The sequence below is a fragment of the Streptomyces muensis genome (assembly GCF_021474425.1).
In the GTDB taxonomy this organism is placed as follows: Bacteria; Actinomycetota; Actinomycetes; order Streptomycetales; family Streptomycetaceae; genus Streptomyces; species Streptomyces muensis.
Genome location: NZ_JAKEIP010000016.1, coordinates 69,809 through 80,799, shown reverse-complemented (window position 1 = coordinate 80,799; position 10,991 = coordinate 69,809). Strand labels below are relative to the sequence as shown.

Sequence of the window (10,991 nt, the reverse complement as noted above, 5' to 3'; positions counted from 1 at the left end):
TATGCGGGTAACTCCCCCCCCACCACGCATCGGCGCACGCCGGGCATCGTGGTGATCGATAGCCCGGGGAGCGAGGTGGGGCGGGGGTGGGGCGGGCCGCGCTGTATGAGCTGCCCGGTCGTACGGGAGGCCGTATGAGAGGCCGTATGAGGGGGCCGGGCTCGGGTGGCGTGGAGGTCGGCCCGTATAGAAATGCTGATGGTCGTATAGACTTCCAACGTCCCTGTACTCGTCCCACCCTGGAGCGCCCCCCATGGCGACTGTCCCGAGCGCCCTCGCCGGCCGCCACTTCCTCAAGGAGATCGACTTCACCGAGCAGGAGTTCCTCGGGCTGGTCGAGCTGGCCGCCGAGCTGAAGGCCGCCAAGAAGGCCGGGACCGAGACGCAGTACCTGCGGGGCAGGAACATCGCGCTGATCTTCGAGAAGACCTCGACGCGCACGCGCTGCGCGTTCGAGGTCGCGGCCGCCGACCAGGGCGCCTCGACGACGTACCTCGACCCGTCCGGCTCGCAGATCGGCCACAAGGAGTCCGTGAAGGACACCGCGCGCGTGCTGGGGCGGATGTACGACGGGATCGAGTACCGCGGCGACAGCCAGGCGAAGGTGGAGGAGCTGGCCGCGTACGCCGGCGTGCCCGTCTACAACGGCCTGACCGACGACTGGCACCCCACCCAGATGCTCGCCGACGGGCTCACGATGACCGAGCACAGCGACAAGCCGCTCAAGGAGATCACCTTCGCCTACCTGGGCGACGCCCGCTTCAACATGGGCAACTCCTACCTGATCACCGGCGCGCTGCTCGGCATGGACGTGCGTGTCGTCGCGCCCGAGGCGTACTGGCCCGGCGCCGAGGTCGTGGCCCGGGCCCGCAAGCTCGCGGAGGTCAGCGGGGCGGTCATCACGCTCACCGAGGATGTCGCCGAGGGCGTCCGTGGTGCCGACTTCGTCGCCACGGACGTCTGGGTGTCCATGGGGGAGCCGAAGGAGGTCTGGGACGAGCGGATCGCCGCGCTGGGCGCCTATGCGGTGACCATGGACGTCCTGCGTGCCACGGGCAACGCGGACGTCAGGTTCCTGCACTGTCTGCCGGCCTTCCACGACCTCGGTACGAAGGTCGGGCGTGAGATCTTCGAGAGCCATGGGCTGGAGTCGCTCGAGGTGACGGACGAGGTGTTCGAGTCCGAGTACTCGGTGGTCTTCGACGAGGCGGAGAATCGGATGCACACGATCAAGGCTGTGCTGGTGGCGACGCTGGCGTGAGTTTGCGGGCAGGGGGAGCGCCGTAGGGGGTGCGGTTGTCTGTCGGGTGCCGGTTTGATGTGGCTGGTCGCGCAGTTCCCCGCGCCCCTTAGGGCGTTACGCAGGGCGGCGTTGGGCCGGCACCGTCGGCAGTCTGAACCAGACCGCCTTGCCCGTGTCCGTCGGTCGGTGGCCGCAGGAGGAGCTGAGGGCGCGGATCAGGAGTAGGCCGCGGCCGTGCTCCTGCCAGGGGTCGGGATCCTTGCCGCTCGGCTTGGTCAGATCACCCGGTGGGGCCGGGTCCGGGTCGTGGACCTCGACCTGGCAGCCGGAGGGCAGCAGCTCCAGCACGAGTTCTATCGGGCCGGTGCCCGCGGTGTGCTCCACCGCGTTCGCGACCAGCTCCGCCGTCAGCAGCTCCGCGGTGTCGCAGTCGGCCGCATGCTCCAGCTCGGCCAGCGCCGTACGGACCAGAGCACGCGCCACGGGCACGGCGGCGGCCGTGTGCGGAAGCGCTATACGCCAGGAGGCGGAGGCTGAGGGGCGATCTTGCAAGGCGGGTCCGTTCATGAGCAGGCTGTCCTGCTTTCAACCTTATGAATGGTACGGCGCCACCCCGCAGAGGCTCCCGAAGGGCACCGTTCGGGACCTTCGGCCCCGACTGAAGGGCGGCTTACCCGGGTGAACGGCCGGCCTCGCGCGGCTGATCCCACCGTTACGCGGGTGTCGACGAGCCGTGACGGATGTGACGGGGCCAGGTCACACCCGAATGGGTTATCGTGCGACCGTGACGACAGTCAAAGTTGGGTGATAGCTTCGAAGGGTAGAGCTCACTGAGGCAGTGCCCGCCGTCCGCCCGAGGAGGCCGCACGTCATGAGTCCCTTCACCGGCTCCGCCGCCCGCACCTCCGACTGGAAGCATCTGCGGGTCGAGCACGCCGACGGGGTCGCCACCGTCACCCTCGCCCGCCCCGAGAAACTCAACGCGCTCACCTTCGGCGCCTACGCCGACCTGCGCGATCTGCTCGCCGAGCTGTCCCGGGAGCGGTCGGTACGGGCCCTGGTGCTGGCCGGCGAGGGCCGCGGCTTCTGCTCCGGCGGCGACGTCGACGACATCATCGGCGCGACCCTGGCCATGGACACCGCCCAGCTCCTCGACTTCAACCGGATGACCGGGCAGGTCGTCCGGGCCGTACGGGAGTGTCCGTTCCCGGTGATCGCGGCCGTGCACGGGGTGGCTGCCGGGGCCGGGGCGGTCCTGGCCCTCGCGGCCGACTTCCGCGTCGCCGACCCCACCGCCCGCTTCGCCTTCCTCTTCACCCGGGTCGGCCTGTCCGGCGGCGACATGGGCGCGGCGTATCTGCTGCCGAGGGTCGTGGGCCTGGGCCATGCGACCCGCCTGCTGATGCTGGGGGAGCCGGTGCGGGCACCGGAGGCCGAGCGCATCGGCCTGATCAGCCAGCTGACGGAGGAGGGCGGGGTGGACGAGGCTGCCGCGACCCTGGCCCGCCACCTGGCCGACGGCCCGGCCCTGGCCTACGCCCAGACGAAGGCCCTGCTGACGGCCGAACTGGACATGCCGCTGGCGGCAGCGGTGGAAATGGACGCGTCGACACAGGCCCTGCTGATGAACGGCGAGGACTACGCGGAATTCCACGCGGCGTTCACGGAGAAGCGCCCGCCGAAATGGCAGGGGAGGTAGGGAGATGTCTTCGGCCGAGGGAGCTGTCCCAACCTCAGGGGCGCGGGGAACTGCGCGACCAGCCACAATGAACCCGCAGCCGCCGATGACGATCAACCACCCCCTTCGTGTCGCGATCATCGGCGGCGGCCCGGGAGGGCTCTACGCCGCCGCCCTACTGAAGCGCCTAGACCCGGACCGCGAGATCACCGTCTGGGAACGCAACGCCCCCGACGACACCTTCGGCTTCGGAGTCGTCCTCTCCGACGAAACCCTCGGCGGCATCGAACACGCCGACCCCACCGTCTACGAAGCACTCCAGGCCCACTTCACCCGCTGGGACGACATCGACATCGTCCACCGAAACACCCGCCAAACCTCCGGAGGACACGGCTTCGCGGCCCTAGGCAGAAAACGCCTCCTCGAAATCCTCCACGCCCGCTGCCACGAACTCGGCGTAGACCTCCGCTTCCGCTCCGAGGCGCCACCCCCGCGCACCCTCTCAGAGGCATACGACCTGGTCATCGCCGCAGACGGCGTGCACAGCACCACCCGCGAGGCCTACAGCCATGTGTTCCGCCCACATGTGGCCGAACACCACTGCCGCTACATCTGGCTCGCGGCGGACTTCGCCTTCGAATCCTTCCGCTTCGAGATCGCCGAGACCGAACACGGCGTGATGCAACTGCACGGCTACCCCTACGCCGCCGACGCCTCCACGGTGATCGTCGAGATGCGGGAGGAGGTCTGGCAGGCGGCCGGATTCGCGGAACTCGACGAAGCGGAGTCCGTCGAGCGCTGCGCCAAGATCTTCGCGGAAGCGCTCGGCGGACGGCCGCTCAGGTCCAACAAGTCGGCGTGGACCACCTTCCGCACGGTCGTCAACGAACGCTGGTCGCACGGCAACGTCGTCCTGCTCGGCGACGCCGCCCACACCGCCCACTTCTCCATCGGCTCCGGCACCAAGCTCGCCGTCGAGGACGCCCTCGCGCTCGCCGCCTGCCTGGAGGAACAGCCCACCCTGGAGCGGGCGTTGGCGGCGTACGAGGGGGAGCGCAAGCCGGTCGTCGCCTCCACGCAGCGGGCCGCCCGCGCCAGCCTGGAGTGGTTCGAGAACCTCGGGCTCTACCTCGACCAGCCGCCCCGCCAGTTCGCCTTCAACCTCCTCACCCGCAGCCGCCGCGTCACCCACGACAACCTGCGCCTTCGCGACGCCCACTTCACCGAGGCCGTGGAGCGGGACTTCGGCTGTCCGCCCGGTACACCGCCGATGTTCACCCCGTTCCGGCTGCGCGGCCTGACCCTGCGCAACCGGGTCGTCGTGTCCCCGATGGACATGTACTCGGCGACGGACGGTGTCCCCGGCGATTTCCACCTTGTCCACCTGGGCGCCCGCGCCCTCGGCGGCGCCGGACTGGTCATGACCGAGATGGTGTGCGTCAGCCCCGAGGGCCGGATCACCCCCGGCTGCGCCGGCCTCTACACCGGCAAGCAGGGGGAGGCCTGGCGGCGGATCGTCCAGTTCGTGCACGCCCAGGCACCCGGCACCGCGATCGGCGTGCAACTCGGCCACAGCGGCCGCAAGGGCTCGACCAAGCTGATGTGGGAGGGCATCGACGAGCCGCTGGAGGACGGCAACTGGCCGCTCGTCGCCCCGTCCCCGATCCCCTACAAGCCGTACGGCCAGACCCCGCGCGAGCTGACCCGCTCCCAACTCACCGATATCCGCGAGCAGTTCACGGCGGCCGCCTGGCGCGCCGCCCGCGCCGGGTTCGACCTCCTCGAACTCCACTGCGCGCACGGCTATCTGCTCTCCGGTTTCCTCTCTCCGCTGACCAACCGCCGCACCGACGCCTACGGCGGCTCGCTGGACAAACGGCTCCGCTTCCCGCTGGAAGTCTTCGACGCCGTACGGGCGGTGTGGCCCGAGGAACGGCCCATGACCGTCCGGATCTCCGCCACCGACTGGGCCGAGGGCGGTACGACCGCCGAGGACGCCGTCCGGATCGCCCGTGCCTTCGCCGCGCACGGCGCCGATGCCGTCGACGTGTCCACCGGGCAGGTCGTGGCCGACGAGCAGCCGGAGTACGGGCGGTCGTACCAGACGCCGTACGCCGACCGGATCCGGCACGCCACCGGGCTGCCGGTGATCGCGGTCGGCGCCATCTCCTCCTGGGACGACGTCAACTCCCTGATCCTGGCGGGCCGTACGGACCTGTGCGCCCTGGCCCGCCCGCACCTCTACGACCCGCACTGGACGTTGCACGCGGCGGCCGAGCAGGGCTACGACGGTCCGGGCGTCGTCTGGCCGGCGCCGTACCGGGCGGGCAGCCGCCGTCCGCAGACCGGCCGCACGGACGCCCCCAAACCCCGGCTCACCCTGGGGAGCTGACATCAGCCATGCCCGCCGTGAGCGTCGGAAGCGGCGTATCTCGTCGCCGTCGGGGAGGGTTCCGTCAGCGGCGCGTACGGCGTGCCCGCGGTCACAGACCGGCGTAGGTGGCTCCCGCGTCCCGTAGGCGCTCGTGCAGTCCGCGGAAGACGGCGGCCGAGCGGGCGCCCGGCCAGTCCTCGGGCAGCAGCCGGGCGGGCAGGCCGGGGTCGGTGTAGGGGAGGTGGCGCCAGGAGTCCAGGGCGAGCAGGTAGTCGCGGTAGGCCTCCTCGGGTTCGGTGTCCGGTCGGCGTTCCCAGTCGTGCAGCACGCGCGCGTGCCGGTCGAGGAACGCCTCGTGTGCCTTGGCGATGGCGGCCAGGTCCCACCAGCGGGCGACGGCCTCGGCGGTCGGGGTGAAGCCGAGATGCTCACCGCGGAAGAAGTCGACGTACTCCTCCAGGCGCAACCGCTGAAGAGTGTGCCGGGCCTCCTCGTAGAGCCGCGCCGGCGCGATCCACACGCCCGGAGCCGCCGTCCCGAAGCCGAGACCCGCCAGCCGGGAGCGCAGGACGTGCCGCTTCTGCCGCTCGCTCTCCGGCACCGAGAACACCGCGAGCACCCAGCCCTCGTCGTCCGGCGCCGCGGTGGTGTAGATACGGCGGTCGCCGTCGTCCAGCAACTGGCGTGCGTCCGGGGAGAGTTCGTACCCGGCCGCGCCCTGCGCCGTCCGGGCCGGCAGCAGCAGCCCGCGCCGCTTCAGGCGGGACACCGACGACCGTACGGAAGGGGCGTCCACGCCGACCGCGGCCAGCAGTCTGATCAGCTCGGCGACCGGCACCGGGCCGGGCATGTAGCGGCCGTAGGCGCCGTAGAGCGTGACGATGAGAGACCGTGGTGCATGCTGGTCGGACACGTTGATCATCTTAGTTCGTGCGGATCACTGCTGGTCACCCCGAGGGTGTCCGGCCTCGCGCAGCCGGAAGCGCTGGAGCTTGCCGGTCGCGGTGCGCGGCAGGGCATCCAGGAAGACGATCTCGCGCGGACACTTGTACGGCGCCAGCTCGGCCTTGACGAACGCCCGCAGCGCCTCCACGTCGCGTCGCGCGCCCTCCCTGAGCACCGCGTATGCCACCACGACCTGTCCGCGCGCCTCGTCCGGCCGTCCCACCACCGCCGTCTCCAGCACGTCGGGGTGGCGCAGCAGGGCCTCCTCGACCTCGGGGCCCGCGATGTTGTAGCCGGCCGAGATGATCATGTCGTCCGCGCGGGCGACATAGCGGAAGTAGCCGTCACTCTCCCGGACGTAGGTGTCGCCGGTGATGTTCCAGCCGTCGCGTACGTACTCGCGCTGCCTGGGATCGGCGAGATAGCGGCAGCCGACCGGTCCGCGCACGGCGAGCAGTCCGGGCTCCCCGTCGGGCAGCTCCAGGCCCTCGTGGTCCACCACGCGCGCGTGCCAGCCCGGTACCGGCCGCCCCGTCGTGCCGGGCCGGATGTGCTCGTCGGCGGCGGAGATGAAGATGTGCAGCAGCTCGGTGGCGCCGATGCCGTTGATGATGCGCAGCCCGGTGCGCTCGTGCCAGGCCTGCCAGGTGGCGGCGGGCAGGTTCTCGCCCGCGGAGACACAGCGGCGCAGCGAGGAGATGTCGTGCGAGTCGAGTTCGTCGAGCATGGCGCGGTACGCCGTCGGAGCGGTGAACAGCACCGACACCCGGTGCTCGCCGATCGCGGGCAACAGCTGCTTGGGACCGGCCTGTTCGAGGAGCAGGGCGCTGGCGCCGGCCCGCATCGGGAAGATGACGAGGCCGCCGAGACCGAAGGTGAAGCCGAGCGGCGGACTGCCGGTGAAGACATCGCCCACATGTGGTTGGAGCACATGCTCCGAGAAGGTGTCGGCTATCGCGAGCACGTCCCGGTGGAAGTGCATACAGCCTTTGGGCCGTCCGGTGGTCCCCGAGGTGAAGGCGATGAGGGCGACGTCGTCGGCCGCGGTGTCGGCGGCGGGGTACGGCTCGTCGGGCGCGGGGCGGCGCAGGAGGTCGTCGGGGGCGTCGCCGCCGTACGTGGTGATGCGCAGGCCCGGAATCTCGGCCTTGGCGAGGTCGTCGACGGCCCGGATGTCGCACAGTGCGTGCCGCACCTGGGCGATCTCGCAGATGGTCCGCAGCTCGTGCGGCCGCTGCTGGGCCAGGACGGTGACGGCGACCGCGCCCGCCTTCAGCACCGCCAGCCAGCAGGCGGCGAGCCAGGGCGTGGTCGGGCCGCGCAGCAGCACCCGGTTGCCCGGGACGACGCCGAGGTGGGTGGTGAGCACATGTGCGATCCGGTCGACGCGGGCACGCAGTGTGGCGTACGTCCATGTGTCGCCGGACGGGGTGTGGAACGCGGGGCGCTCGTCGGGCGGGCCGTCGAGCAACTCGGCGGCGGCGTTGAGCCGATCGGGGTAGCGCAGCCCCGGCAGGTCGAAGTGGAGCTCGGGCCACTGGTCGGGCGGTGGCAGATGCTCGCGGGCGAAGGTGTCGACGTGGGCGGAGCGGTGCAGACCGGCCATGGCGGTTCGCCCCCTTGCCGTGTGGGCTGCCTTGTGGGCTTCGTGCTTCTTGGCGTTCTGGTGGGCTCGCACAGGGAGCGTATCGTGTTGGTGACGACAGTCAATGGTGCGCGATATCGTCGAGGAGGTCCGTCGAGAGGGTTCGTCATGGACGGCCCCGCAGGGAGGTCGGCAATGCCCGCATTCTCACTCGATCCACCGCAAACCGCATGGTGTGCCGAGCTGCGCACCCTGGCCGCCGAACGGCTGCGCCCGCTCGCGGAGAAGGGCGAGCCCGGGCACGTCAACCGCCCCCTCGTCGCCGAGCTCGGCCAACTGGGGCTGCTGAAGCGGCTGTTCACCTCGGGTGCGGTCGACCTGTGTCTGATGCGGGAGTCCCTCGCGTACGCCTGCACGGAGGCCGAGACCGCGCTCGCCCTCCAGGGCCTGGGCGCACACCCCGTGCACGCCTACGGCACCCCGGCCCAGCGGGAGCGCCGGCTGCCCGGCGTGATCGAGGGGAGCACGGTGGCGGCCTTCGCGCTGAGCGAGCCGGGGGCCGGGTCGGACGCGGCGGCGCTGGAACTCTCCGCCGAGCCCGACGGCCCCGCCCGCTGGCGCCTCACCGGCGAAAAGTGCTGGATCTCCAACGCCCCCGAGGCCGACTTCTACACCGTGTTCGCCCGCACCACCCCCGGCGCCGGCGCCCGTGGCGTCACCGCCTTCCTGGTGCCCGCCGACCGGCCCGGCCTCACCGGAGCGGCCCTCGACATGCTGTCCCCGCACCCCATCGGCAGCCTCGACTTCGACGCCGTCCCGGTCACCGCCGACGACGTGCTGGGCGAACCGGACCGGGGCTTCCGGGTCGCGATGGGCACCCTCAACCTCTTCCGGCCCAGCGTCGGCGCGTTCGCCGTCGGCATGGCCCAGGCCGCCCTGGACGCGACCCTCGCCCACACCGCCCGACGGGACGCGTTCGGCGGCAAGTTGAAGGACCTCCAGACGGTCGCCCACCAGGTCGCCGAGATGGCCCTGCGCACGGAGGCGGCCCGACTCATGGTGTACGCGGCGGCGCAGGCGTACGACGATCAGGCCCCGGACGTGCCCAAGCGGGCCGCGATGGCGAAGCTGCTCGCGACCGAGACCGCGCAGTACGTAGTCGACAGGGCGGTCCAGTTGCACGGTGCCCGTGCCCTGCGCCACGGCCATCTGCTGGAGCACCTCTACCGCGAGGTGCGCGCCCCGCGCGTCTACGAAGGCGCCAGCGAGGTGCAACGCGGCATCATCGCCAAGGAACTGTACGCGGACATGGAGGCCGGCCAGTGACCACCGAGCGCGTCAACCCGCCCGACCTGTCCCCGCCCACCGGCTTCTCCCACGCGGTCGTCGCCACCGGCTCACGCGTGGTGTTCCTGGCCGGGCAGACCGCGCTCGACGCCGACGGCAAGGTGGTCGGGGAGACGCTGCCGGAGCAGTTCGAGCGGGCGCTCACCAACCTCATGGCCGCGCTGTCGGCGGCCGGCGGCGCACCGGCCGACCTCGCGCGGGTCACCGTCTACGCCACGGACGTCGCCGCGTACCGCGCCCAGGTCGCCGAACTCGGCCGTATCTGGCGGAAGCTGGCCGGCCGCGACTATCCGGCGATGGCGGTCGTGGAGGTCGTACGGCTCTGGGACGAACGGGCGATGGTGGAGCTCGACGGCTTCGCGGTACTGCCGTAGAACCTGCTCACGCCGCCATGGCGAGCCGCTCGGCCGGCACCCGGTGCGGGGCGACGACGCGGCCGTCGGGCAGCAGCTCACCGCTGTCGTCGAAGACGATCGCCCCGTCGCACAGCAGGCTCCAGCCCTGCTCGGGGTGGGCGGCCACCACATGGGTGGCCTGGCGGTCGGAGGAAGGGCACGAAGACTGGTGGGAACACATGGCGCACCTCCACATCGGGGGGACGATCCGTGTGGGCCGTCCATATGGGTAGACCATCCTCCCCTCCCGAACTCATCGGAACGGCCCGCAGTGAACCGTGACAACTCGCGGACAACTCTCTGACCGATCCACGAAGGTCGGGGCGGACTCGCCACCGAAGGGGTGACGATCACGCCCATAAGCACACCGGCCGGGTACGAGTGGAACGCCCCACTCCGCCCACCGGGAGGTCATCCCATGCCCCTGCGCCCCGCCCTCGCCACCGCCACCGGCGCCGTCCTGCTCCTGCTGACCGCAGCGCCCGCGGCCCTCGCCGACTCCGATGTCACCCCCGAGCCCAAGGGGACCGTGACGGTCGACAAGACGGTCCGTATGGCCGCCGACGGCACCGTCACCGTCGCCGGCACCTACCGCTGCGCCGACAGCGACGGGCCCGTTTTCGTGAGCGCCTCCGTCGGCCAGAAGTCCTCCACCACCCGGTACGCCATCGGCGGCACCCTCGCCGTGTGCGACGGCAAGAAGCACCGCTGGGAGAACACGAGCAAGACCTCCTCCGCCACCCTCGAGTACGGCAAGGCCGACGTCGAGGCCACCGTCGTGGAGCTCCGCCCCGCCGACGACCTGGGCGGCCTGCCCCTGCCCCACTTCCACGCGGTGTCGAAGAAGGGCATCACCCTGACGAAGGCGTGACGGCGGCCCCGCCGACCGGGCAACCCGCAGCAACCCCCGCGACATGCAAGCATTCCGCAGCACGCGGCACATCGCGCCCCTCCCCGACCGGAGGGGCGCGATGCCGTACCGCGCGGTCAGGTGAGGGGGCGCTGCCGGCCAGGCGGGGGAAGAGGGTCTCGGCGTCGGCGCGGTTGACGGCCGCGAGGGCGGCCGAGGCGACGCCGTCGTCGAGGCCGTTGGCGAAGTACTGGCCGGCTGCCGCGGGCGCGAAGGGCCAGTCACTCCCGAACAGCACGTGTCCCGGACGGGCGAAGGCCAGCAGGGTGGGCAGCGCGGCACCCATCAGGGCATCAGCGTCTGGGGCCACACCCCGGTCGGGCAGACGATCGTCGACAAGCTCGGCCAGTTCCGCCGCGCCGCACGCTCCCTGACCCGCCGAGAGAAGACCGTGCCGGCCCTCGTCGGAGCAGCCATCCCCGACGACTGACGTCCGGACCGCCGCCCGACTGGCGCCCCATCCGCATGACGCCGTATCAGCCATGCCATGCCACGCCATTCCATTCCAGTCCAT

12 protein-coding genes and 1 pseudogene are annotated in these 10,991 nt (G+C 71.4%); 8 read left to right on the top strand and 5 right to left on the bottom strand.

Annotated features, from left to right (window positions below; translation table 11 throughout):
* The coding region (locus tag L0P92_RS07020) for an arginine deiminase family protein (protein ID WP_234761647.1) at positions 1-138 on the top strand (138 nt) is incomplete at its 5' end.
* A gap of 115 nt (positions 139-253) precedes the next feature.
* Entirely contained in the window at positions 254-1,261 is a 1,008-nt protein-coding gene (gene argF / locus L0P92_RS07015) for an ornithine carbamoyltransferase (protein WP_234761643.1), read from the top strand.
* A gap of 96 nt (positions 1,262-1,357) precedes the next feature.
* On the opposite strand, the gene L0P92_RS07010 is transcribed toward argF, so the two are convergent.
* On the bottom strand, positions 1,358-1,810 hold the full coding sequence (locus L0P92_RS07010) for an ATP-binding protein (protein ID WP_234761642.1): 453 nt from the start codon (positions 1,808-1,810) through the stop codon (positions 1,358-1,360).
* Positions 1,811-2,114: 304 nt separating this feature from the next.
* Here L0P92_RS07010 and L0P92_RS07005 point away from each other — a divergent pair, with 304 nt between their 5' ends.
* Positions 2,115-2,942 carry an enoyl-CoA hydratase family protein gene (locus L0P92_RS07005; RefSeq protein WP_234761641.1) on the top strand — a complete coding sequence of 276 codons (828 nt, stop codon included), beginning with the start codon at positions 2,115-2,117 and terminating at the stop codon, positions 2,940-2,942.
* 4 nt (positions 2,943-2,946) lie between these two features.
* Positions 2,947-5,313 (top strand): bifunctional salicylyl-CoA 5-hydroxylase/oxidoreductase, encoded by a 2,367-nt coding sequence (locus L0P92_RS07000; RefSeq protein WP_234761640.1) that lies wholly within the window; start codon positions 2,947-2,949, stop codon positions 5,311-5,313.
* 91 nt (positions 5,314-5,404) lie between these two features.
* On the opposite strand, the gene L0P92_RS06995 is transcribed toward L0P92_RS07000, so the two are convergent.
* Both L0P92_RS06995 and L0P92_RS06990 read right to left on the bottom strand, forming a co-directional pair.
* The gene (locus tag L0P92_RS06995; protein WP_234761639.1) at positions 5,405-6,217 is read right to left on the bottom strand and encodes a PaaX family transcriptional regulator; all 813 of its coding nucleotides are present in this window, start codon (positions 6,215-6,217) and stop codon (positions 5,405-5,407) included.
* A gap of 15 nt (positions 6,218-6,232) precedes the next feature.
* The gene (locus L0P92_RS06990; protein ID WP_234761638.1) at positions 6,233-7,846 is read right to left on the bottom strand and encodes an AMP-binding protein; all 1,614 of its coding nucleotides are present in this window, start codon (positions 7,844-7,846) and stop codon (positions 6,233-6,235) included.
* 174 nt (positions 7,847-8,020) lie between these two features.
* On the opposite strand from L0P92_RS06990, the gene L0P92_RS06985 reads away from it, so the two are divergent.
* Both L0P92_RS06985 and L0P92_RS06980 read left to right on the top strand, forming a co-directional pair.
* Positions 8,021-9,151: an acyl-CoA dehydrogenase family protein gene (locus tag L0P92_RS06985; protein WP_234761637.1), complete on the top strand. Its 1,131-nt coding sequence runs from the start codon at positions 8,021-8,023 to the stop codon at positions 9,149-9,151.
* A complete protein-coding gene (locus tag L0P92_RS06980; RefSeq protein ID WP_234761636.1) occupies positions 9,148-9,546 on the top strand; it encodes a RidA family protein in 399 nt (132 codons plus the stop codon). Before L0P92_RS06985 ends, L0P92_RS06980 begins: the two co-directional genes overlap by 4 nt.
* Positions 9,547-9,553: 7 nt before the next feature.
* Here L0P92_RS06980 and L0P92_RS06975 read toward each other — a convergent pair whose 3' ends face one another.
* Complete coding sequence (locus tag L0P92_RS06975) at positions 9,554-9,748, bottom strand: DUF5999 family protein (protein WP_234761635.1); 195 nt, start codon at positions 9,746-9,748, stop codon at positions 9,554-9,556.
* 237 nt (positions 9,749-9,985) lie between these two features.
* Between L0P92_RS06975 and L0P92_RS06970 the strand changes: the two genes are divergently transcribed.
* Entirely contained in the window at positions 9,986-10,438 is a 453-nt protein-coding gene (locus tag L0P92_RS06970; RefSeq protein ID WP_234761634.1) for a DUF6299 family protein, read from the top strand.
* Here the strand turns inward: L0P92_RS06970 and L0P92_RS06965 are convergent.
* Positions 10,419-10,757: pseudogene (locus L0P92_RS06965) on the bottom strand (hypothetical protein); the annotation flags it as partial. The gene L0P92_RS06970 and the pseudogene L0P92_RS06965 overlap by 20 nt on opposite strands.
* Here L0P92_RS06965 and L0P92_RS06960 point away from each other — a divergent pair.
* Positions 10,716-10,907 (top strand): hypothetical protein, encoded by a 192-nt coding sequence (locus L0P92_RS06960; RefSeq protein WP_372497209.1) that lies wholly within the window; start codon positions 10,716-10,718, stop codon positions 10,905-10,907. The pseudogene L0P92_RS06965 and the gene L0P92_RS06960 sit on opposite strands and share 42 nt — an antisense overlap.
* The last annotated feature ends 84 nt before the right edge of the window (positions 10,908-10,991 follow it).